Here is a 22,067-nt window from a genome sequence, read left to right as displayed (position 1 = left end):
GCGAGCGTGGCCGTGGCCGACGAGTAACGCCGCGGCTTGGCGAATGGGTCCGGCCGCCCGCGACGATGTTTCTCAGGTGTTACGCCGCATCGCGCAGGGTGATCACGGGATGATCGAGCCCGAAATGCCCGTAGAGCGCCGCGATACTGTCGGTGAGCAAGCCTTCGAGCGGCGCCAGCACCGCCTCGTCCGGCACGCGCCCCTCGACCCGGGCCGCGTGCTCGATCTCCCCTAGATGCGCGGCGAGGGACGCCGCGCCGACATTGAGGCTCATCGACTTGAGCCCGTGCGCAGCCCGGCCCGCGGCGTTCGCGTCGCCCGCCGCCCGCAGGGCCGCGAGACCGTCGGGCCCGTGGGCCGCGAACAATCCGAGCACCCGCCCGACGAAGGCCGAGCCGGAGCCCTCGGCCATCTCGGCGAGCCCGGCCAGGGTATCGGGATCGAGGAGAGCCGTCGGGGCCGGCGCGTCCGCCTCCGGGGCCTCGTCCGGCTCCACTGCCTCGCCCGTCTCCCCGCTCGTGCCGAGGGCCGCCGCCAGGGTGCGGGCGAGATCGGTCAGGGTGAAGGGCTTCGCCAGCACGCCGTCCATCCCGGCCTCGCGCCAAGCCCCGGCCGCCGTGCCGACGACGTGGGCGGTCGCCGCCACGATGTGGATGGGGCCCGAGCCCGTCGCTGCCTCCCATTGCCGGATCGCCCGGGCGGCGTCGAAGCCGTCGAGGCCCGGCATCGAGCCGTCCATGAGGATCAGGTCGAACCCGCCCTCGCGGGCTGCCTCGAGCGCCCCGAACCCGTCCTCCACGGTCATCACCCGGGTCACGCCGAGGCGGCCGAGCGCCTCGGCCGCGACCTCGCGGTTGACCGGGTTGTCGTCGGCCACCAGCACCCGCGCGGCGGGGAAGCGCGGCAGGGCGGCGACCGGGCCGGCCTCGGCACCGATTCCCGCGAAGCTGCCCCCCGTGGCGAGCGCGGCGAGGGCCGGGCGCCACTCGCCTTGCGCGAGCGGCCAGCGCAGCAGGGCGTCGGCGAGGCCTGAGGACAGCACCGCGGCCCCGCTCGGATCGCCCATCGGGGCGATGGCGATGACCCGGCCAGCCCCCGCCGGGCGGCGCCCGGCCCGGGCGAGGTCGCCGGCCTCGACGAGGTGATGCGCGCCTTGCCCCCCCTCGCCCGGCGCGAAGCCGGCCTCGCGGAGGCCTTCCGTCAGGACGAGCCGCGTCGCGGGTCCTGTCACCGCGACGATGACTGCCGGGACGATCCTGCCCGCCCGCAGCACCGGCTCGGCTGGTTCGGCGCCGACGAGGGGGATCTCGGCCCAGAAGGTCGAGCCCCGGCCGACGAGGCTCTCGACGCCGATCCGCCCGCCCATCGCGGAGACGAGGCGCTCGGCGATCGACAGGCCGAGGCCGGTGCCGCCGAAGCGCCGGGTCGTCGAGCCGTCCGCCTGCGAGAAGGCGGAGAAGATGGTCGGCAGGGTCTCGGCCGGGATGCCGATGCCGGTATCGGTCACGCTCAGGCGCAGGGTCGCGCCCCGGTTCACCGCCTCGATCCGCACCAGGACGTGGCCGGTTTCGGTGAACTTGAGGGCGTTGTTGACGAAGTTGCCCAGCACCTGGCCGAGCCGGACGGGATCGCCCTGGATCGTCCGCGGCACGTCCGGCGCGACCAAAGCCGCGAGGTCGAGCCCCTTCCCCCGGGCGCGCTCGCCGAACAGGGTCGCGACGGTGTCCGCCACCTCGGCCGGATCGAGGGCGATGCGCTCCAGGGTGAGCTTGCCGGCCTCGACCTTGGCGAAGTCCAGGATGTCGTTGATGATCGCGAGCAGGCTCTGCCCTGAGCGCGCGATCACCTCGGCGTAACGGCGCTGGCGCGCGGGCAGCTCGGCAGCGGCGAGCAGCTCCGCCATCACCAGCATGCCGTTCATCGGCGTGCGGATCTCGTGGCTCATCGTCGCCAGGAACGACGACTTGGCGCTGTTGGCCGCCTCCGCCGCCTCCTTGGCCTCGCTGAGGTCATGGGTGCGGTCGCTCACCTCCTGCTCCAGCCGGCCCTGGTGCTCGACGAGGCGGTGGTCGCGCTCGCGCACCGCGTCGATGAGGCCGTTGAAGCTCGTCGCCAGCCGGCCGACCTCGTCGCCGGAATCGGCGCCGGACGGCAGCACGGCGCGGCGGCCGTAATCGTGGTTCTCGCGCACCGCGTCCATGGTGCGGGCGAGGGCCGTGAGCGGCCGGGTCAGGGCGCGGCCGAGACGCCAGGCCACCGCGAAGCCGACTGCCATGGCGAGGGCCGCCCCCATCAGGGCGTTGCGCACCACGTCGAAGAGGCGCCCGACGAGATCGGCGGTATCGGCGATCAGGGTCACCCGCCCGACGGTCCGGGCGTTCTCCACCACCGGCACGCTCACCTTCACCGTGCGGGCCAGCACGAGGGCGAGCGGCGTGAGGCCCTCCTCGTCGAGGTCGAGGTCGTCGGCGAGGCGCAGGCCCGTCCCCTGCTCGGCGAGCGCCGTGCCGTCCGCGCGGGTCAGCCCGGCATAGACGATGCCGTCCTGGCGGCCGATCGCCCGGAGCGCCGCGTGGGCGCCGGCGGCATCGTCCGCCGCGGCGGCGCCCGCGGCGGCGGCGGCGAAGACCGAGGCGAGGCCGGTGAGCGCCCGGCGGGTGTCGGCGGCGTAGCGGTCGACCTCCGACCAGGCGCCGAGCGCCGTGCCGGCCGCCAGCGCCACCATCACCGCGCCGAGCACCGCCCGGCCGAGGCGGGCCGCGAGGCTGCGGGCCGGACGGGACGATGCAGGAGACAAAGCTGGCGGAGGGGCGTCATACGATCTCCGATCGATCGCTTCAGGCGATCCTGTCGGATCGCTTTCGCGATGCGGAGATCGGCTTCGCTCAGGCGCCGCGCGGGCTGGTGATACGATCTCCGGAAGCGATTTTCCGGAGATCGTATCAGTTGGAGCGGGCACGGCCGCGATCCGCGAGGCGTCGGCCCGGACGACCTCGGCAGGAATTTCAGCAGGGATTTCAGTAAGGGCTTCAGTCGGGGTGGTTTCGGCACCGGACGTCCGGGCACGCTCCGCCCGAAACCCGGCACGCGACCGCAAGACCTGCCAGGGAGGGCCGGGCGGAGGCTGCGCCGGCCCGCCCGGGTCCGCCGCGCGGATCACCCGGGCGCGCAGGCTCCGGTTCTGTCCCAGCCCGCCAGCGGGGATCGGTTCTCCCGGCACGTCCGTCATCCCGGTCGTCACGGTCTTCGATTCCGTCAGGCGGCGCGGCTCGCGGCCTGGCTGACCAGGTCCGCGACGGCGTCCCAGCGGGACAGGAAGGCGTCGACCACCGCCGGGTCGAAATGCGCCCCGGCCTCCCGCAGCAGGAAGGCGTGGGTAGCCTCCAGGGTCCAGGCGCGCTTGTAGGGCCGGTCGCTGGTCAGGGCGTCGAACACGTCGGCCACCGCGACGATGCGGCCTGGGAGCGGGATGGCGGTGCCGGACAGCCCGTTGGGATAGCCGGCGCCGTCCCAGCGCTCGTGGTGGCTTACCGCGATCTCGGCGGCGAGGCGCACCACGTCGGACGAGCTGTTGGCCAGGATGCGGGCGCCGCGCTCGGCGTGGCGCTCCATCTCCCGGCGCTCCTCGGGAGTCAGGGGGCCGGGCTTGAGCAGGATCGCGTCGGGGATCGCGATCTTGCCGACGTCGTGCATCGTCGAGGCGAGGCTGATCAGCCGGCACTGCTCCGGCGGCAGGCCGAGGGCCTCGGCGATCAGCAGGGCGTAGGTCGCGACCCGGGCGACGTGGTCGCCGGTATCGGTGTCGCGGTGCTCGGCCGCGCGCATCAGCACCGTGACGATCTCGCGCTCGCGCGCCTCGACCTGGGCCACCGCGGCGGCGACCTCCTGGGCGAGCCGGGCCGCCTGGGCGTGCTCGGCCTGATAGGCCCGGCGCAGGGCGAGCAGGTTGGTGACGCGGGCCCGGATCTCGACCGGATCGCAGGGTTTGTTGACGAAATCGGTCGCGCCGGCCTCCAGGGCGGTCCGGCGCAGAGCGCGCTGGTCGAAGCTCGTCACCATCACGATCGGCACGTGCGCGAAGCCCGGCAGCGCCCGCAAGGCCCGGATCACTGCGAGGCCGTCCATCCCGGGCATCTCGTAATCGGTCAGGACGACCCCGATCTCGTCGGCATGGGAGGCCGCGAAGGCCAGCGCGTCCGCCGGCCGGGTGAAGCTCTGCGGCCGGCAATGGGCGATCGGCCGCAAGGCCTCGATCATTAGGAGGTTGTTGAGTTCGGCATCGTCGAGGACGATCGCACGCATGAGGTCTCCTCCGGCGAGAGATCGCCACCGCCCGGCGAACCTGCCGGGGAAACCTTGACAATCCCCTGACCCAAGGTCGTCGTTTTACCCCGATCGGCCGAGGTTCCACCCCTCACTTGGGTGACCGCGGCGTCTTTGGCTTTGAAACCGGACGCCGTCGGCGCTAGAGCACGTGCGACGGCTCCTCGCGCGTGACGCGGGAGCCGGACAGACCATGACGGATCCCGGCGCGATTCCCACGGATGGGCGCGCCTTCGCACGCAGGACGACGAGACGAACACGATGGCCGGCTTCAAGGACCAGAACTTCAACGATCGGCGGAGCACGTCCGCGGACGCGAAGAAGGCCCTGCTGGAGAAGTTCCGGGCCAAGCCCGCCGCCGACGATCCGGAGGTCCAGGCCCGCCTGGCGGAGCGCCAGAAGATCGCCGAGGCCCGTGCCGCCCGCACCGCGGAGCGCGAGGCGGCCAAGCAGGCCGAGGCCGAGCGCCGGGCGGCCGAGGAGGCGGAGGCCAAGGCCCGCGCCGAGCGCGAGGCGGCCGAGGCGGCCGAGCGCGAGGCTGCCGCGGAGGTCGAGCGCAAAGCCGCCCGCGACGCCCGCTACGCCGCCCGCAAGGCACGCCGCAAATAGGCGCGATCCCGCGTCGACCGAAAGCGCCGTCGGCCCCCATCCGGGCACCCGCGACGGTCGTCATCAACCCCCGCCGGATCCGGCGGGGGTTTTTCTTTGTCCGGCGGCCTTGCTGCGCGCCGTGGCGGGTGCGGAACTGCCCGCGACTCAAAGCCAGCCATGACATCCGCCGACTTCGCCAAGCCTCGCGGAGGAGACCGGGACGCGAAAACCCGGCATCGCCTCGTTCAGCCCGGATCCCTCGCGCCCAGCTCCCTCTACCGCGTCATACCAACGGCCCAAGATGCTGACGCATCGACTTCGATCTCGGGCAGGCCCGAGATCGACTGGGCCGTTGAACCATCTCGAAAATTCGAGAACGGAACCAAAGGTCGTTTTCAACGACCGTTGGTATCACTCGCCCTTGCGCGGACGGCCGCGGCGGGCCGGCGCCGGCTCGTCCTCGCCGCCCTGCCCGGCCGCGAGCCGGGCCGCAGCCGCGCGGTCGCGCCGGATCTGGCCGAGGCCGAGGCTCTTGGCGAGCTCGGAGCGCTGGGCGGCGTAGGTCGCGGCGACCATCGGGTAGTCCGGCGGCAGGCCCCATTTCTGGCGGTAAGCTTCAGGGGTGAGCCCGCGGGTCGTCAGGTGGCGCTTAAGCGACTTGTAGGGCTTGCCGTCCTCCAGGCTGATGATGTGGTCCGGCGTCACGGTCTTGCGGACCGGCACCGGCGGCGTGGGCTTCTCGGGCTCGGGCGCCGGGGGCGCGGCGACGCGTTCGAGGGACGAGTGCACGGCGGCGATCAGGTTCGCCAGCTCCCCCACCGGAACCGAGTTCTTCGACACGTAGGCCGACACGATATCGGCCGAGAGATTGATCAATTGCAAGGTCGGTGCCGGCTCGTTCGCGTTCATGGACGCCCCTTATTTTGGAATACTTCTTTGCACATGTCGCCAAAATTCTCTGACAGTCAATGGAAAAATTTTTTTGTGAGTAGAGCGGCGGCGACCGTAGGCCCTGCAGCGGTTCGCGCTGCAGCCGCTGCTTTATCGGCAAGTTCTGATTCACGTATAGCGGGTTGCAGAAGGAATTTTTGCTCGCTTCTTGATCTCACGGTTATCCCGGGCGGGCGGCCCGAGCCTCAGGCGGCCGTCGGCAACGCAGAGGTAGCACGGCACGTCGCGATCTGACGCGATCATTACTTGAGGTTGCGAGACGAAGCGATAACTTCAGCGACGGTGTCGGGATCGACACTGGCGCAACCACAAAAAATTGCAATCATAGATTGTGTTTTCGAGGCCGCCGCGCGATCGGGATAGGGGGCAGTCCAAATGGACTGCGCCCCTCCCACACCACCCGGCATGCGGGTCCGCACCGGGCGGTTCGAGGAGTTGAGGTCAGGCGAGACGGGGCAGGCCGAGCTTGTCCATCCGGGCCAGGGTCAGCACGCCGCCGAGCGCCATCCCGCTGTTGCGCCACCAGCGGCGGCTGTTGGCCGCCACCGGTCGCGCGATCGCGGGTCTGGCGCCGAGCGCCCGCAGCGCCCGGTAGATGGTCGGGCCGCACTTCCACTGCTTGAGCTGGATGGCGCGCACCCGATGACGCACCCACCCGTCCAGCTCACGCCAGACCTTGGGTGTCTGCGCCAGACGGTAGTAGCCCTTCCAGCCCAGCAGGTAGATCCGCAGCCGATCCACCACCGCCGGTATGCTGCGTCCGCCCGAGCGGCGCGTCAGGTCCCGCACCCGCTGCTTGAACCGACCGAGAGACGTCGACGCGACCCGGCGCTTGACCACGCCGCCCGGAGCCACCCAGAAGGTGAAGCCCAGGACCACGCAGCCAAACGCACTGCGTACCGCGCTCTTGGCCTCGTTCAGAGACAGCTTCAGCCGACCCAACAGGCCCCGCAGCACGTCCATCACCCGTGCGCCCGCCTTGCGGCTGCGCACGTAGACGGTCACGTCGTCCGCATAGCGCACGAAGTGGTGGCCAAGCCGCTCCAGGTCCCGGTCCACCTCGTCGAGCAGCACGTTGGCCAGGAGCGGCGACAGGGGTCCGCCCTGCGGCGTCCCGGTCCCGCGCTCCTGCACCACGCCCCCCTTCATGATCCTGCTCGTCAGATACGCCCGGATCAGCCGGATCACGCCGGCATCTCCGATCCGCTTCTGCAACCGGTCGATCAGGATGTCGTGGTTCACCCGGTCGAAGAGCTTCGCCAGGTCCACGTCCACCACCACCCGCCGGCCCGCCTGCACGCAGGTTTGCGCGGCCAGAACCGCATCCTGCGCGCCGCGGCCCGGACGGTAGCCGTAGGAGTGCTCGCTGAAGTGAGGGTCCAGAAGCGGCTGCAGCACCTGCAGCAGCGCCTGCTGGATCAGGCGATCCGTCACCGTCGGGATGCCGAGCTCGCGCTCGCCGCCCCCCGGCTTGGGGATCGCCACGCAGCGTACCGGCTGGGGCCGGTACGTCCCCGACAGCACCTGATCGCGGATCACCGGCCACGCCGTGCGCAGGAGAGCCGCCGTCTGGGCGATGTCCAGACCGTCGACCCCCGCTGCGCCCTTGTTGGCCTTCACCCGCTTCCAGGCGCGCTGAACGTTCTCGCGCGCCAGCGCTGCGTCCAGCAGCCCCGGCCCCGTGGCACCCGGTGCGCAACGCGGGCCGCCGGCTTCGTCGCTGCCGGGACGGCACGGGGCTTCACCCCGCGCCGGCTCCGACCGCCCCGCTCGCGCGGGCATCTGACGCCTTGCCGACTGCATCGTCACGGCCGTGGCCACTCCTCCTCGTTCGGTCCTTCGGGAGCAAGCCGCCCCCTACTACGACCTCGGCTGACGTCTCGCTCCGGCTCGACACCGTCGCCCTTTCAGGCATGAGGCGAGATCTCCCCAGGTAAGAACACGTTCCGTCCCTGCACGACCGCCGGATCTACAGCGCCTCGCCTTGGTCACGAGAGCTTCGCGGTCCATGGCCCGCTCGCCCTGCTCGGCGCTGCCTTCTATCCGGTTCTTGTTCATCGGCCCGCAGGTGCGCTCCACGCTTCCTCCCCACGGTCGGTCGCCCTTCCGCAGTTGCGCTTCGCTTCGCTCGCCATGACCAGCTCACGGAGGGACTCACACCCTCAAGAACGCGCCCATGCTGGGCGCACCACGAAAAAGGGCACCTGCCGCGACCGGCAGGTGCCCTGGAGAAAGCTCACGGAAGACCGCCCACGCCGCGGCGCGGGTCAGTCGCCCGGGCGGCGCCTCACGGCTTCGGCGCGGCGGCCGGCGCCGCCGCGGGCTTGGCCGGCGCCGCGGGGGCGGCGGCCTTGGGCGCCGCGGCCCATTCGGGGTCCGGCCGCGGGCCGTTCGGGGCGCCGGTGGCGGCGGTGAGCTGGCCGGGGGCGACGTCGTTCGCGCGGGTCCAGGTCTGGGAGCCGCACAGGAAGCCCATCAGGCAGCCGCGCACGTTGAGCTCGCCCGGCTCCTCGGTCCAGATCGAGACGTCGTAGAGCTTGCCGTCGTCGGCGTTGTAGATCTGCCCCTCGTAACGGTTATCCGCGTTCGGCTTCAGCCCCATGATCAGCTGGTGACCAAGCGAGGGGCGGCTGCGCTTCTTGGCGTCGGTGTTCTTGAAATCGACCCGGGGCTGGCCCTTGTCGTCGTTGGGAGTCTTGAGCCAGACGGCGTAGCCGCAGATCCGGTCGGTGCGGCCCTGGCACTTCTCGATCCGGATGCGGGCCCGGCCGTCCTCGGTCAACCAAGTCCCGCTCGGGTCTTTCGGTGCCGCGAGCGCTGCGCCCGACGACAGGCCGAGGGCCACGAGCGCCCCGGTCAGGACCTTCTTCATACTATATACCCTCGTCTGGTGCGGCCCGCGCACGTCATCGTCCGTCGCTGATGCCGCATCGCGCGGCCGGACGCCAGAGGCCGGTCCATTGCGTCGGAATCGTGGGCAGTCGATGCGGACATGCTGCCTCACGGCGGGATGTCACATGGCCGGCCGCTCCTGCGGCGAGCTAGAGCAGCACCGCCGGGCGGCAATCGTCCATCCGGCAAGCAACATCGATATTTTCGACTGCCGCACAGCGGCGTCCCCTCACCGCCAGGGCTGCCGCATGTTCACGACCGAGCTCCTCGTGATGACCTCCGCCACCCTCGGGGCGATCGTCATCGTGCTCGCCGCCCGGCCGGGAGCCAGCCTGCCGCGGCTTCCCCGCGCGGCCGGCGCCGCCCGGCGGCCGTTCGGGCGCTAAAGCGCGCGCTCCGGCGGCTCCTCGCCGGATGCGGGGATTTCGGGGAGCGCCGGTGCGTTTTGGTGCGGTGCAGCACCGCGGGAACCCGGAAAGTCTGCTAATCTTCGGAGAATAGGCCGCCCCTGCGGCGCCGCAATCCGAAAAGGAGCTGACCCGACCGTGCCGCACGCTTCCGAGCTGATCGCCATCATCGCCCTCGGGCTCGTTTTCGCGTTCATCGGCGGCATGCTCGCGCAGCGGCTGAAGCTGCCGCCGCTGGTCGGCTATCTCCTGGCGGGCGTCGCCGTCGGGCCGCACACGCCGGGCTTCGTCGGCAACGCGGAACTGGCCGGGCAGCTAGCCGAGATCGGCGTGATCCTGCTGATGTTCGGGGTCGGCCTGCACTTCTCGATCGGCGACCTGATGTCGGTGCGCGCCATCGCGCTGCCCGGCGCGGTGGTGCAGATCGCGGTCGCGACCCTGATGGGGCTGGCGCTCAGCCTGGCCTGGGGCTGGGGCCTGGGTGCCGGCCTGGTCTTCGGCCTCGCCCTCTCGGTCGCCTCGACGGTGGTGCTCCTGCGGGCGCTGGAGGAGCGCAGCCTCCTCGATTCCGACAAGGGCCGCATCGCCGTCGGCTGGCTCATCGTCGAGGACCTGGCGATGGTGCTGGCCCTCGTCCTGCTGCCGGCGCTCGCCGGGCCGCTCGGCGGCGAGAGCGCCGGCGCGGCACACGGCATCGCGGGCGACGGCAACATCTGGCTCACCCTCGGGCTCACGCTGGCCAAGGTCGCGGCCTTCGCCGGGCTGATGCTGGCCGGCGGCCGCCGGGTGGTGCCCTGGCTCCTCGACCAGGCCGCCCGCACCGGCTCGCGCGAGCTGTTCACCCTGGCGGTGCTGGCGCTGGCGCTCGGCATCGCCTACGGCTCGGCCGAATTGTTCGGCGTCTCCTTCGCGCTGGGCGCCTTCTTCGCCGGCATGGTGCTGGCCGAATCGGACCTTAGCCACCAGGCCGCGGCGGATTCCCTGCCGCTCCAGGATGCCTTCGCGGTCCTGTTCTTCGTCTCGGTCGGCATGCTGTTCGACCCGACGATCCTGTTCCGCGAGCCGCTCGCCGTGCTCGCCACCCTGGCGGTGATCCTCGTCGGCAAGTCGCTCGCGGCGGTCGCGATCGTGCTGGCCTTCCGCCACCCGCTCTCGACGGCGCTCACCATCGCGGCGAGCCTGGCGCAGATCGGCGAGTTCTCGTTCATCCTGGCGAGCCTCGGTATCGGCCTGAAGCTGCTGCCGCCGGAGGGGCGCGACCTGATCCTGGCCGGCTCGCTCCTCTCGATCACCCTCAATCCGCTGATCTTCGCGGCCCTGGCCCGTCTGAGCGGCTTCGTCGAGTCGCGGCCCGGGCTCGCCGCCCGGTTCGAGCGCGGCGGCGAAGAGATCGCGGTCTCGAGCCACGCCAAGGGCCGCGAGGGTCACGCGGTGGTGGTCGGCTACGGCCGGGTCGGCGGCGCCATCGGCAAGGCGCTGGCGGCCTGGGAGCTGCCCTTCGTGGTGGTGGAGCGCGACCGGCGCCGGGTCGAGGAACTGCGAAATGCGGGCATCGCGGCGGTGTTCGGCGATGCCGGCGCGCCGGGCATCCTCGAGGCGGCGGATATCGGGCGGGCGCGCCTGCTCGTGGTGGCGAGCCCCGACGCGCACCAGGCCCGCCGCCTGATCGAGATCGCCCGCGAGGCCAATCCGGGGATCGACACGGTGGTGCGCACCCATAGCGATACCGAGCGGCGCAACCTCGAGGAGGACAAGGTCGGGCTGGTGCTGATGGCCGAGCGCGAGGTCGGCTTCGGCATGGCGCTCTACTCCCTGCGCAGCCTGGGGCTGAGCGAGGGCGAGGCGCGCCTGTTCATCGACACCAGCCGGGCCGAGAGCCGGGCCGAGCCCGCGGCGGAGGCCGAGCCCGAGCTCGGCGCCCCGGAATTGCGGCCGCACCGCGAGGCCTCGGCGGAATCGTGACCCGGCTTCGTTACCGAATCGCAATCCTCCGGTAAGCCTCGCCTCAGCTCGGATCCGCCATCTTCCTCACACCCGAGAGGAGTTCGACGATGGCACAGCCGCAGATGGAGCGCCCGGCCGAGCTGATGGTGTGGCACGGCGCCCGCACCGCGCCGGGGCCGCGGGAGACGCGGCGCTATCCCACCCTGCGCGCCGCCCTGGCGGCGGCCGTCGCGGCGGAGGATCCCGAGGCGCTGCCGTGGATCGTGACCGAGGACGGCGCCGTGCTCAGCCCGCGCTGGATCGACGAACACGCCCCCCGGACCGTGGCTCGCCCGATCCGGCTCTCGTCCTGACGGCTTGCGTCGTTCGGCCGGCTCACGTTCCGCCCGCGCGCGTGCTATCGTCGTCCGACGAGCACGAATCGCCATGACGAGCCTGCGCAAGACCGCCCCTGCCCGCCCGGCCACGATCGCGGCGTCCACCCACGGCTACGCCACTGCCGCCGTGAGGCTGCGCCGCGCGGCCAACGACAACCGGCCCCGATCCGGGCGCCGCCGCGTGCTGACGCTGGTCGCCGGCGCTTGGGTCGCCGTGCTGGTCGCGGCGGCTTTGGCATTGTGGCGCACCGGGGGGTTCTGAGGACCTCGTCACGGCTTGAGATCATCGGGACGCCGGTCCAGACCCTCACCTGCGCCCTGAATACGAGCGTCACGGCGTCTTCCGGCCTGTCGAGGTCCACGATCACAGTGCTTTCGGCCTGGCTGCCTGTCGCAAGCCACGGCCCTTTCCCGGACGACGGCAGCGTCAGCGGAAGGAGATCCGGGATCCGGCGCAAGGACTCGCCGCGAAGCGGCTCTGTCTCTCGCAACGGTGCAGACAGGCGGACGCTTCGCGACATCTTGTGCTGGATCCTGGATCTCCTTCCACTTCGTTCCAGTCGTCCGGGAAAGGCAGGAATGAAACTGGGAGGGAATGCGCCCATACCTCGGGACGCACGGCCACGTCGTCCATGACGGACGCTCGTCCTACCCCCCCTGCATCGCCCGCACGATCTCGACGCGGTCGCCTTCCGAGAGCGCCGTCGCCGCCCAGTCGCGCTGGCGCACCACCGCGCCGTTGAGCGCGATGGCGAAGCCCTGCGGGCCGGGCAGGTCCAGGTCGGCGGTCTCCTGGCGCCACAGGGCGTCGAGGCTGGCGGCCTCGCTGTCGCGGATTTCGCCGTTGACGAAGAGCTTCATGCGGTCTCGCTTCGATTGGAGTTTCGCGGGGCGAACCGGGATAGGTCGAACGGCGCGGCCACCGGCAGCGTCTCGCCGCGCAGGATCAGGGTTGCGACGGCCTCGGCGGTGACCGGGGCCAGGAGGTAGCCGTTGCGGTGATGGCCGGCGGCCAGCACCAGGCCGGGCCGGGCCTCGCCGAGAATCGGGGCGTCATCGTCGGAGGTCGGGCGGAAGCCGCTCCAGATGCCCGTGACCCGCATCTCCTCGACCCCCGGCAGCGCCCGGCGGGCGCCCTCCAGCAGGGCGTAGAGGCCGCCGCCGGTGAGGTGCGGGTCGAAGCCGGTCTCCTCGACGGTGGCGCCGACGATGAGCGAGCCGTCGCCCTTCGGCGCCATGTGGACCTGCTCGGTCCAGACCACGTGGGTGAGGAGCCCGCTGCGCGGCGTCATCTGCAGCGCCATCGACTGGCCCTTGAGCGGGCGCACCGGCAGGGCGAGGTCGGGCACCAGACTCCCCTCCCCGGCCCAGGCGCCGGAGGCGAGCACGACGGTACCGGCCGTCAAAGAACCGGCGGAGGTCTCGACGCCGGTGACCCGGCCGCCCTCGCGGATGAGCGCGGTAACCGCGGTCTCCTCGACGAGGCGCCCACCGGCCGCGCGCAACGCCCGGCGCAGGGCGGTCATCACACGGGCGGGATCGACCTGATGATCGTCGGCGCAGAAGATCCCGGCGGTGACGGTGGGACGCAGGCCCGGCTCGCGGGCGCGGATGGCGGGGCCGGACAGCCACTCGACGGACAGACCGTCGCGGCGCTGCAACTCGTGGCGAAAGCGCAGCCGCTCGACCTCGTCGCGGCCGAGCGCGATCACCAGTGTGCCCTCGCGACGGTAGTCGATGGAGAGACCCGACTCGGCCTCCAGCTCGTCGCGGAATGGATGCCAGAGCCGCTGGCTTTCGAGGCAGAGCGGCGAGAGAGCCTCGCCCCCGGGCTCGTGCTCGGCGGCCGCCGCCAGCATGCCGGTGGCGGCGAGGCTGGCGCCGTCGCCGGCGCGGCCGCGCTCGATCACCGCGACGGAGAGACCCGCGCGCGCCAGGCGCCACGCGACCGACAGGCCGATCAGCCCGGCGCCGATCACCGCGACGTCGGCTCGTCCAGGCAACCGGTCACTCTCCGGGCTCGGGCTCGGTCCGCCCCGCCGTCCGATCGTCTGCGCGTGCACCCTCGTCTCCACGGTGGCCCGAAGAGAATGGACTGCGCCCGGTGGCCGGATGATGCGCGCGGATCCACGAGGACCCTGTCCAATCCCTACGCCGGTATGAGCCGGATCAGGTTCGAAGGATTTCCGCGCTGACCGTGCCGTGAAGGGCGGTCCAGCGGTGTCTCAGCCCCTTGTCGGGGATCTCCCTGGAACACCCGCTATCTGGCGAGGGACGGGCCCGCCGTCAACCGGTCTCCAACCGCGCCTCGACCCCGCTTCAGCCGCCCTTGCCCGGACGGTAGATCGCCATCTCCTCGGCGAAGCCGTCGAGAGGGTGGGTGCCGAGCAATTCGGGGTCGCCCCACAGGAAGTCGACGAAGGGCTTCGACATCAGCAGCGGCTCGGACAGGACCTTGTTGAGCTTGGCGAGCCGACTGGCCAGGTTCACGTCGCGGCCGATCACCGTGAAATCGAGGCGCGCGCCCGAGCCGACATTGCCGTAGGCCGCCTCGCCGTGATGGAGCGCGATGCCGACCTCGATGCGGGTGGGGAAGCGCCCGGCGCGGTTGGCCTCCTCGACGCGGCGGAGCGCGGCCTGCGCCGCCGAGAGGGCGCCTTGCGCCGCGCCGCCGAGATCGTCGCCGCTCTCGCGGAAGATCGCCAGCAGGCCGTCGCCCATGTATTTCAGCACCTCGCCGCCCTCGCTCTCGATCGGCGGCACCAGGCAGTCGAAATAGGTGTTCAGGAGTTCCACCGAGGCCTCGGGCGGCAGCGCGTCGGTGAGGCGGGTATAGCCGCGCATGTCGGCGAACAGGATCGCCGAGCGGATCCGCTCGACCTGGCCGCGGCGGATGAAGCCGGCGAGGATCGCCTGGTGCGGCCCGTCGCCGACATAGACCCGCAAGACGTGGTCGAGCCGGGCGTTGAGGCCGCGCATCTCCATCACCGCCGACAGGGTCGGCACGATGAAGCGCAGGATGGCCAGGTCGTCGTCGCCGAATCCGCGCGGATCGCGGGTCGCGAAGGTGACGCCGTTCTTGGTGCCGTTGGTGAAGAACAGCGGCACGGTGATGTAATGGGTGTAGCCCGCCGCCTTCAGCTCCGGGACGATGCTGAACTGGTCGTCCGGCGTCTCGCGCAGGTCGAGGATCAGCCACTGGCCGGTGGCGAAGACGTGGGCGAAGGGAGAGCGGGCGAGCGCCTGCTCGCTGGCCTCGCCGTGCGGGAAGAGGCGGAAGCTGACGCCGTCCTCCCGGGTCCAGAACCGGCCGACGCCGGAATAATCCGAGTGCAGCGCGTCGATGGCGGTGGTGGCGCGGTCGACCGGCACGCCGAGGTCGTTCAGCCGCTCGGCCATGCCGGCGAGGAGGTCGCCGGATTCCGGCAGCCGCGCCCCCTCGCTGAGCAGCCAGTCGCGCAACGCCACGCAGTCGCGAAACAGGCCGATCGGGATGTCGCTCGCCTCCGACCCGTCCGCCGCGGCCGTGGGCGTCGGAGCGGAGTTGTGGCGAGGCTGGTCGAGCATCGCCCTGACATGGGCTTTGCGCCGCGGGACGGCAAGGCTTGATCGTGGAGAAGGCTTGGCTGCGCAGAACCGGCCCGCCGGCCCGGGATCGGACCTCCTTGGCATCGGCCCTCGGTCCTGCTAGAGGAAAGCTCGTCGCCGGGCCATGCTCCGGCCGGCCGTAAGCGTCTCACGTCAAGCAACGCGCTCCCTCAGGTGATTGGCACCGGGCGGGTGCGTGCAGCATCGTCCGGGCCGAGAGCCCGTTCCGAAAGACGTGCCATGTCTCCTTCTTCCTCTCCGCGACGCCTGCCGGCCTCCTCCGCGCCGCTGGTGACTGCGTTCCTGCTCTCCATCCTGATGACCTGCGTCGTTTCCGGCATCTCGACCCTGCTCGCCCACGGGGTCACGCCGGACCTCGTGTGGCACTGGCCGCGCGCCTGGGGCTTCTCCTGGCTCGTCGCCTTCCCGACGCTGCTGCTCGTGCTGCCGCTGGTGCGGCGGGCGGTGGCGCGGATCGTGGCGCCGCCGCGGTAACGAAGAAGGGCCCGGGAGGCGATCCACCTGCCGGGCCCTTCTTCGAATCGGGTCCAAAGCCTCAGTCTAAAGCCTCAGTTGTCGAGGAAGCTCCGCAGCTTCCTAGACCGGCTCGGATGCTTGAGCTTGCGCAGGGCCTTGGCCTCGATCTGGCGGATGCGCTCGCGGGTCACCGAGAATTGCTGGCCGACCTCCTCCAGGGTGTGGTCGGTGTTCATGCCGATACCGAAGCGCATGCGCAGCACGCGCTCCTCGCGGGGGGTGAGCGAGGCCAGCACCCGAGTCGTGGTCTCGCGCAGGTTCGACTGGATCGCCGCGTCGATCGGCAGGACGACGTTCTTGTCCTCGATGAAGTCGCCGAGGTGGGAATCCTCCTCGTCGCCGATCGGGGTCTCGAGCGAGATCGGCTCCTTGGCGATCTTGAGGACCTTGCGCACCTTCTCCAGCGGCATCGCCAGCTTCTCGGCCAGTTCCTCCGGGGTCGGCTCGCGGCCGATCTCGTGCAGCATCTGGCGCGAGGTCCGGACGATCTTGTTGATCGTCTCGATCATGTGCACCGGGATGCGGATCGTGCGGGCCTGGTCGGCGATCGAGCGGGTGATCGCCTGCCGGATCCACCACGTGGCGTAGGTCGAGAACTTGTAGCCGCGGCGGTACTCGAACTTGTCGACCGCCTTCATCAGGCCGATATTGCCTTCCTGGATCAGGTCCAGGAATTGCAGTCCGCGGTTGGTGTACTTCTTGGCGATCGAGATCACCAGCCGGAGGTTGGCCTCGATCATCTCCTTCTTGGCCTGGCGGGCTTCGCGCTCGCCCTTCTGGACCATGTGGACGATCTTCCGGTACTCTTGGATCTCCAGGCCGGTCTCGGACGCGAGCGAGATGATCTGCTCGCGCAGGGTCAGGATGTTCACCGCGCCGCGCTCGGTGAAGTTCTTCCAGCCCTTGCCGCCGAGCTTCGCCACCCGCTCGACCCAGTGCGGATCGAGCTCGTAGCCCTGGTAGTGGCGCAGGAACTCGTCGCGGGCGACGCCGTGATTCTCGGCGAGCCGCATCAGGCGGCCCTCGTGCGAGATCAGCCGCTTGTTGATGTCGTAGAGCTGCTCGACCAGCGCCTCGATGCGGTTGGAATTCAGCGACAGCGACTTCACGTCGGCGACGACGGTGTTCTTCAGCTCGGAATAGCGCTGCCCCTGCGACTCGGAGGCCGCGGCGCCCTTCAGCCGGGTCTCGGCCTGCTCGGCCTGGACCTTGCGCAGCTTGCGGTAGTTCTCGGCGATCGCGTCGAAGGTCTCGAGCACGCGCGGCTTCAGCTCGGCTTCCATCGCCGAGAGCGACACGTTGTTCTCGAGGTCGTCCTCGTCGCCCTCGCCCTCCGGCGGTGTCTCGCCCTCGGCCTCCTCGTCGCCCTCCCCCTCGACCTCGCCCTCGGCGGGGCCGGCGCGGCCGTCGGGGCCGGCATAGGTGGCCTCGAGGTCGATGATGTCGCGCAGGAGCACCCGGCCGTCGACGAGCTCGTCGCGCCAGATGATGATGGCCTGGAAGGTCAGCGGGCTCTCGCACAGGCCGGCGATCATCGCCTCGCGCCCGGCCTCGATCCGCTTCGCGATCGCGATCTCGCCTTCACGCGACAGGAGCTCGACCGAGCCCATCTCGCGCAGGTACATCCGGACCGGATCGTCGGTGCGGTCCGTCGGCTCCTTCGTGGTCTCGGCGCGGAGCGCGACCGGGCGCGCGGCGGCGACCTCGGCCACCTCGCCGCCCTCGCTCGCCTCTTCCTCCTCGGCGGCTTCCTGAGGCGCGTTCTCGCCCTGCTGCTCGTCGGCCTCCTCGGCCTCGACCACGTTGACGCCGAGCTCGGACAGCTGTCCGAGCACGTCCTCGATCTGCTCGGAGGTGAATTCCTCCTGCGGCAGCACCTCGTTCAACTCGTCGTAGGTGACGTAGCCGCGCTTCTTGGCGAGCTTGATCATCCGCTTGACGGAGGCATCCGTCAGGTCGAGGAGCGGGCCGTCGGTCTGCTGCTCGGGGGCCGCCTCGGTCTCGTCTCGTTCCGTTGCCTTCGTCGCCATGCTCAGCCTATGCTTCCCGGTGTCGGCAGTGCCCGGGCGGGGGAGGCTCCCGCCGTGCCGGCACCGTGATGTCTCGTCGGACGGCGCACGAGCCGCCCCAGGAACTCACGCAAATGTGCAAGCCATTCGACCGACTTGCCGTTAACTAGTCCGGACGAAAGCCGCAAGCTGCACCTCGCCCGAGTCGGGTTCGGCGTCAGTGCGATTCCGTCTCTTCGGTTGCCTCCGCCTCGGCTTCGGCGCCCGCCACCACGGAGAGACGGGTCTTCACGTCGCGCAGCCAGGCGAAGTTGGCCTCCGTCTCCTCCTCCGCCAGGGCACGTTCGGCGGCCCGGAGTTCGCTATGTAGCGTTCCGGCCTTGCGGTGCAAGATCACGGCCTGCCGGAGCGCGTCCTCCAGCCGCACGGGATCGGCGTGCGGATCGAGCACCCAGCGGTCGCCGGGGCGCACCAGGCCGGCGATCCGGCCTGCCGCCGCGGCGAGCCCGGCCCGCTCCAGCCGCGCATCGAGCAAGGCCGCGTCGCCCGCCCCGCCCTCCGCCGCGAGATCGAGCAGCGCACCGCGCAACGCGCGCGCATCCGCCCCCTCGAACTCGACCTCGGCCAGCTCCTCGGCCTCGCGGGCGAGGAGTTCCGGATGCACCAGAAGGGCCGCGACGATCAAGGCCTCGCGCGAGGACGAGCCACCGGAGAACAGCGACGAGCGGGCAAGGAGCGGGCTCGCCCGGGCGGTGAGCCGCGGCGAGACCGGCGCCGGGGGCTGCCCGCGCCCGCGCGGGACGAAGGGCGTGCGCTCCCGGTACGCCCGGTCGCCCCCGCCCTCCCGGCGGGCGCCGCCATTGGGGCTCAGGGACCGCAGCCGGGCCTCGATCTCGTCGCGGTAGTAGCGCTTCAGGGTCTCGTCGCGGATGCCGTTGACGATCTCGCGCAGGCGCTGGGCGAGGCCGGCGCGGCGCTCCGGCGTGTCGACCGGGCTCATCTCGGTCTCGCGCGACCACAGGACGTCGACGAGCGGCCGGGCGCCGTCGAGCACCCGGTCGATGGCGCCGGCGCCCCCGGTGCGCAGCAGGTCGTCCGGGTCCTGGCCCTCTGGCATCAGGGCGAAGCGCAGCGATTTGCCGGGCTGGAGCGCCGGAAGCGCCACGTCGAGGGCGCGGTAGGCGGCGCGCCGGCCGGCGCCGTCGCCGTCGAAGCATAGGATCGGCTCGTCGGCCATGCGCCAGAGCAGGGCGAGCTGATCCTCGGTCAGCGCCGTGCCGAGGGAGGCTACCACCTCCGGGTGCCCGGCGAGTGTCATCGCGATGGCGTCGACGTAGCCCTCGACCGCGATCACCCGGCCGGTGTCGTGGGCGGATTTACGGGCGGCGTGGTGGTTATAGAGCATCCGCCCCTTGTGGAAGAGCGGCGTCTCGGAGGAGTTGAGGTATTTGGGCTTGGCGTCCGGGCTCATGCCGCGGCCGCCGAAGGCCACCACCCTGCCCCGCACGTCGCGAATTGGGAAGATCACGCGGTCGCGGAACCGGTCGAACGGCACCTTGATGTCGTCGCCGGTGGTGAGGAGGTTCAGCTCCACCATCAGCTCGGCCGGCACGTCGCGGGCAGCGAGGTAGTCGCGGAGCGCGTAGCGCTCGGGCGGAGCGTAGCCGAGGCGGAAGGTGCGGCCCACCTCGCCGTCGAGCCCGCGGCCGGCGAGGTAGTCGCGGGCCCGGGCCCCGGCACGGCCGGCCAGCTGCTCCTCGAAGAAGACGCAGGCCAGCTCCATCACCTCGAGGGCGCCGCGGCGGCGCGTCTCGCTCTCGCGCGAGGCCTCGCTCGGCGCCGGCAGCGCCACCCCGGCCTCGTTGGCCAGGCGCTCCACGGCCTCCGGGAACGAGACCCCTTCGGTCTCCATCACGAAGGTGAAGATGTCGCCGTGCTTGCCCGAGGAGAAGCAGTGGTAGAACTGCTTCTGGTCGTTGACGTAGAACGACGGCGATTTTTCCGCGTTGAACGGCGACAGGCCGCGCCATTCCCGGCCCGCCTTCTTGAGGCGCACGCGCCGGCCGACGACCTCGGAGGCCGGCAGGCGGGAGCGGATCTCTTCGAGCAGGTGGGGCGGATAGCGCAAGGGTGACGGTCCGATCGAGGGATCTGCCGAGGGATCTGCCTTGTAGCGCGTCTTGGTCAGCGGAGTCCTAACGGATCGGGGATCGGCGGATCGGCCGTCACGCCGCCCGCACGGTGGCGAGGAAGCGCGTCACCTCGGTCGAGAGCTGCTCGGAATGCCGCGACAGCTCGGAGGAGGCCGCGAGCACCTGCGCCGCCGCAGAGCCCGTCTCCTCGGCCGCTCCCGCCACGGCGGTGATCGTGTGCGTCACCGCATGGGTGCCCGAGGCGGCCTCGGCGACGTTGCGGACGATCTCCTGGGTCGCCGCGCCCTGCTCCTCCACCGCCGCGGCGATGCCCACCGAGACGCGGCTGATCTCGGCGATGCGCCCGGTGATCGCCTCGATCGCCGCGACCGCGTCGCCGGTCTTGCCCTGGATGCGGCCGATCTGGCCGGTGATCTCCTCGGTCGCTCGTGCCGTCTGGCCCGCGAGTTCCTTCACCTCCGCCGCCACCACCGCGAAGCCGCGGCCGGCGGCACCGGCGCGGGCCGCCTCGATCGTGGCGTTCAGCGCCAGCAGGTTGGTCTGGCTGGCGATCGACGAGATCAGCCCGACGACGTCGCCGATGCGCGACACCGCCTCGCTCAGCTCGCGCATGTGGCCGGCGGTGCCCGCGGCCTCGTCGACGGCGTTGCGTGCGAGCGCGGCCGAGCTCGAGACCTGGCGGCCGATCTCGTGGACCGAGGCGCCGAGCTCCTCGGCCGCGGCCGCGACCGTGCCGACATTCTCGGCGGTCTGGCCGGCGGCGGCGGCGACCGCGCCGGAGCGGCCGGCGGTCCGCGTCGCGCCGTCGGTCATCACGGCGGCGGTCGCCTGAAGCTCGGTCGCCGAAGCCGCGACCTGGCCGACGATGCCGCCGACGGCGTGCTCGAAGGCATCCGCCATCTGGCGCATGCCGGCCCGGCGCTGCTCCTCGGCCGAGGCGCGGGCGAGGGCCGTCTCCTCTTCGAGGGCGCGGGTGCGGATCAGGTTGTCGCGAAACACCTGGACGGTCGCGGCCATCGCGCCGATCTCGTCGCGGCGGCCTTTCGCCGGCACCGTGACAGTCGCGTCGCCCTCGGCCAGGGCCTGCATCGCGTACGTCATGCGCCGGATCGGCAGAGCGATGCGGAAATGCGCCACCGCGCAGCTCGAGGCCACGAGCAGGAGCGCCGCCCCGAACAGGGCCGCGTTGGCGATCAGCCGCCCCTGCGCCGCCTCGGCCGCCGCGTCCGCCGCCTGCACGCCGGCGGCGAGGGCTTCGTTGGCCACCGCCACGATGGTGTTGAGCTTCGGGGTGACGAATTTCTGCCACTCGGGCAGGGTCATGGCGGGCTCGGCGCCGGGCCCGAAGGCGCGAAGGTTGCGCTGGATCGTCGCCGTCACCTCGGGCGTGAAGTAGGCGCCTTGCGCTGCCGTCACCGCCTCGGCGATGCGGGGCGGCAGGTCGGCCGTCGCAGCCTCGACGAGCTTCCAGGTCGCCTCGTAGCGGCCGCGCAGCATCTGCACCGCCTCGGCCTGCTCAGGGCTGAGCGGCGTCCGACTCGACAGGACGGTATTGACCACCACGGCGAGCGAGCCGGCGGTGGCCCGGGTCGCCCAAGCGTTGTTCTTGGCGCCCGTCAGCACCCTGCTCTCGGGATCGAGGCGGCCCATCTGCCGCTCCAGCGCGGCCGAGACCCGCTCGAGCCGCGCCAGCACCGCGTCGCCGGTCTGCAGCACCCGCGGCGCCAGGGCCTTGTCGCGGGCGCCGGCATCGAGGCCGTAGGCCGCGTCGGCGGCACTTCGCAGGGCGAGCTGGTCGCGGTAGCCGGAATCCAGATCCTTCAGGGTCCCGGCGAGGCCCGGCACGTCGAGATCGGCCGGCGCGGCGAGCAGCGCCCGGATCGCCCCGTCGACCCGGCCGCGATGGCCGTCGATGACCTTGCGCATCGCCCCGACCTGCTCGCCCGACAGGCTCAAGGTCGCGGCAGTGTCGCCGCGCTCGGAGCGGAAGGCCTGCATCGCCTCGAGGATGCGCTGGTCGAGCTTCGCCGCCGCGGCGACGGTTCCGGCGCTGCGATGCCCGTTCCAGGCCTTGACCACCCCGTCGAGCGTCATGGCCCCGACGATCGCGCCCAGCGCGAGCGCGATCCCAAGCACCAGGGCCCGGATGGACAACAACGACCTCACTGCGACCCCCGCATGCTGGAAGCCGCCCAGGCTTCACGTCGATCCGGGTGCAGATAACGACAACTTCCCTAATGAAGGCCTAAATGCCGCAGTGTTCGCACTTGGATCAGGACTTCGAACCGCGAATAC

At 71.4% G+C, this 22,067-nt stretch carries 17 protein-coding genes and 1 riboswitch; of the genes, 6 read left to right on the top strand and 11 right to left on the bottom strand.

Annotated elements, in window-relative coordinates; all coding sequences use genetic code 11:
- Positions 1-79: 79 nt before the first annotated feature.
- Together ABZT49_RS22635 and ABZT49_RS22630 are read right to left on the bottom strand one after the other, a co-directional pair.
- Positions 80-2,797: an ATP-binding protein gene (locus ABZT49_RS22635; RefSeq protein ID WP_355289166.1), complete on the bottom strand. Its 2,718-nt coding sequence runs from the start codon at positions 2,795-2,797 to the stop codon at positions 80-82.
- 458 nt (positions 2,798-3,255) lie between these two features.
- A complete protein-coding gene (locus ABZT49_RS22630; RefSeq protein WP_355289164.1) occupies positions 3,256-4,302 on the bottom strand; it encodes an HD domain-containing phosphohydrolase in 1,047 nt (348 codons plus the stop codon).
- A 282-nt stretch (positions 4,303-4,584) separates the two neighbouring features.
- On the opposite strand from ABZT49_RS22630, the gene ABZT49_RS22625 reads away from it, so the two are divergent.
- On the top strand, positions 4,585-4,932 hold the full coding sequence (locus ABZT49_RS22625; RefSeq protein WP_355289162.1) for a DUF6481 family protein: 348 nt from the start codon (positions 4,585-4,587) through the stop codon (positions 4,930-4,932).
- Between the two features lie 393 nt (positions 4,933-5,325).
- Here ABZT49_RS22625 and ABZT49_RS22620 read toward each other — a convergent pair whose 3' ends face one another.
- The 3 genes from ABZT49_RS22620 to ABZT49_RS22610 all read right to left on the bottom strand — a co-directional run bounded on the left by ABZT49_RS22620 (position 5,326) and on the right by ABZT49_RS22610 (position 8,737).
- Positions 5,326-5,823: a MucR family transcriptional regulator gene (locus tag ABZT49_RS22620; protein WP_355289160.1), complete on the bottom strand. Its 498-nt coding sequence runs from the start codon at positions 5,821-5,823 to the stop codon at positions 5,326-5,328.
- A gap of 483 nt (positions 5,824-6,306) precedes the next feature.
- A complete protein-coding gene (gene ltrA / locus ABZT49_RS22615) occupies positions 6,307-7,668 on the bottom strand; it encodes a group II intron reverse transcriptase/maturase (RefSeq protein WP_355289182.1) in 1,362 nt (453 codons plus the stop codon).
- 484 nt (positions 7,669-8,152) lie between these two features.
- Complete coding sequence (locus ABZT49_RS22610; RefSeq protein ID WP_355289158.1) at positions 8,153-8,737, bottom strand: DUF2147 domain-containing protein; 585 nt, start codon at positions 8,735-8,737, stop codon at positions 8,153-8,155.
- Positions 8,738-9,005: 268 nt separating this feature from the next.
- Here ABZT49_RS22610 and ABZT49_RS22605 point away from each other — a divergent pair, with 268 nt between their 5' ends.
- The 4 genes from ABZT49_RS22605 to ABZT49_RS22590 all read left to right on the top strand — a co-directional run bounded on the left by ABZT49_RS22605 (position 9,006) and on the right by ABZT49_RS22590 (position 11,747).
- Positions 9,006-9,143, top strand: coding sequence for a hypothetical protein (locus tag ABZT49_RS22605; RefSeq protein ID WP_162596083.1), 138 nt, complete (start codon positions 9,006-9,008; stop codon positions 9,141-9,143).
- Between the two features lie 159 nt (positions 9,144-9,302).
- Positions 9,303-11,126, top strand: coding sequence for a YbaL family putative K(+) efflux transporter (ybaL, locus tag ABZT49_RS22600; protein ID WP_355289155.1), 1,824 nt, complete (start codon positions 9,303-9,305; stop codon positions 11,124-11,126).
- An 89-nt stretch (positions 11,127-11,215) separates the two neighbouring features.
- Positions 11,216-11,461 carry a hypothetical protein gene (locus ABZT49_RS22595; protein WP_407943547.1) on the top strand — a complete coding sequence of 82 codons (246 nt, stop codon included), beginning with the start codon at positions 11,216-11,218 and terminating at the stop codon, positions 11,459-11,461.
- 73 nt (positions 11,462-11,534) lie between these two features.
- Positions 11,535-11,747, top strand: a complete 213-nt coding sequence (locus ABZT49_RS22590; RefSeq protein ID WP_355289153.1) for a hypothetical protein — start codon at positions 11,535-11,537, stop codon at positions 11,745-11,747.
- 386 nt (positions 11,748-12,133) lie between these two features.
- On the opposite strand, the gene thiS is transcribed toward ABZT49_RS22590, so the two are convergent.
- From thiS to ABZT49_RS22575, 3 genes are all read right to left on the bottom strand, one after another.
- On the bottom strand, positions 12,134-12,346 hold the full coding sequence (gene thiS, locus ABZT49_RS22585) for a sulfur carrier protein ThiS (protein WP_355289151.1): 213 nt from the start codon (positions 12,344-12,346) through the stop codon (positions 12,134-12,136).
- Complete coding sequence (gene thiO, locus ABZT49_RS22580; RefSeq protein WP_407943546.1) at positions 12,343-13,560, bottom strand: glycine oxidase ThiO; 1,218 nt, start codon at positions 13,558-13,560, stop codon at positions 12,343-12,345. The genes thiS and thiO overlap by 4 nt, the downstream gene beginning before the upstream one ends.
- 53 nt (positions 13,561-13,613) lie before the next feature.
- A riboswitch (TPP riboswitch) is annotated at positions 13,614-13,744 on the bottom strand.
- A gap of 60 nt (positions 13,745-13,804) precedes the next feature.
- A complete protein-coding gene (locus ABZT49_RS22575; RefSeq protein ID WP_355289147.1) occupies positions 13,805-15,052 on the bottom strand; it encodes an adenylate/guanylate cyclase domain-containing protein in 1,248 nt (415 codons plus the stop codon).
- A gap of 261 nt (positions 15,053-15,313) precedes the next feature.
- Between ABZT49_RS22575 and ABZT49_RS22570 the strand changes: the two genes are divergently transcribed.
- Positions 15,314-15,568: a DUF2798 domain-containing protein gene (locus ABZT49_RS22570; protein WP_355289145.1), complete on the top strand. Its 255-nt coding sequence runs from the start codon at positions 15,314-15,316 to the stop codon at positions 15,566-15,568.
- Between the two features lie 74 nt (positions 15,569-15,642).
- Here the strand turns inward: ABZT49_RS22570 and rpoD are convergent, their stop codons facing one another.
- The 3 genes from rpoD to ABZT49_RS22555 form a co-directional block, all read right to left on the bottom strand.
- Positions 15,643-17,640, bottom strand: coding sequence for an RNA polymerase sigma factor RpoD (rpoD, locus tag ABZT49_RS22565; RefSeq protein ID WP_093564144.1), 1,998 nt, complete (start codon positions 17,638-17,640; stop codon positions 15,643-15,645).
- Positions 17,641-17,836: 196 nt separating this feature from the next.
- The gene (dnaG, locus tag ABZT49_RS22560) at positions 17,837-19,747 is read right to left on the bottom strand and encodes a DNA primase (RefSeq protein ID WP_355289143.1); all 1,911 of its coding nucleotides are present in this window, start codon (positions 19,745-19,747) and stop codon (positions 17,837-17,839) included.
- 97 nt (positions 19,748-19,844) lie between these two features.
- Positions 19,845-21,926: a methyl-accepting chemotaxis protein gene (locus ABZT49_RS22555; RefSeq protein WP_355289141.1), complete on the bottom strand. Its 2,082-nt coding sequence runs from the start codon at positions 21,924-21,926 to the stop codon at positions 19,845-19,847.
- Positions 21,927-22,067 lie beyond the last annotated feature (141 nt).

This window comes from Methylobacterium sp. EM32, from assembly GCF_040593685.1.
Classification (GTDB): Bacteria; Pseudomonadota; Alphaproteobacteria; order Rhizobiales; family Beijerinckiaceae; genus Methylobacterium.
This window is presented reverse-complemented; position numbering and strand designations above follow the sequence as displayed.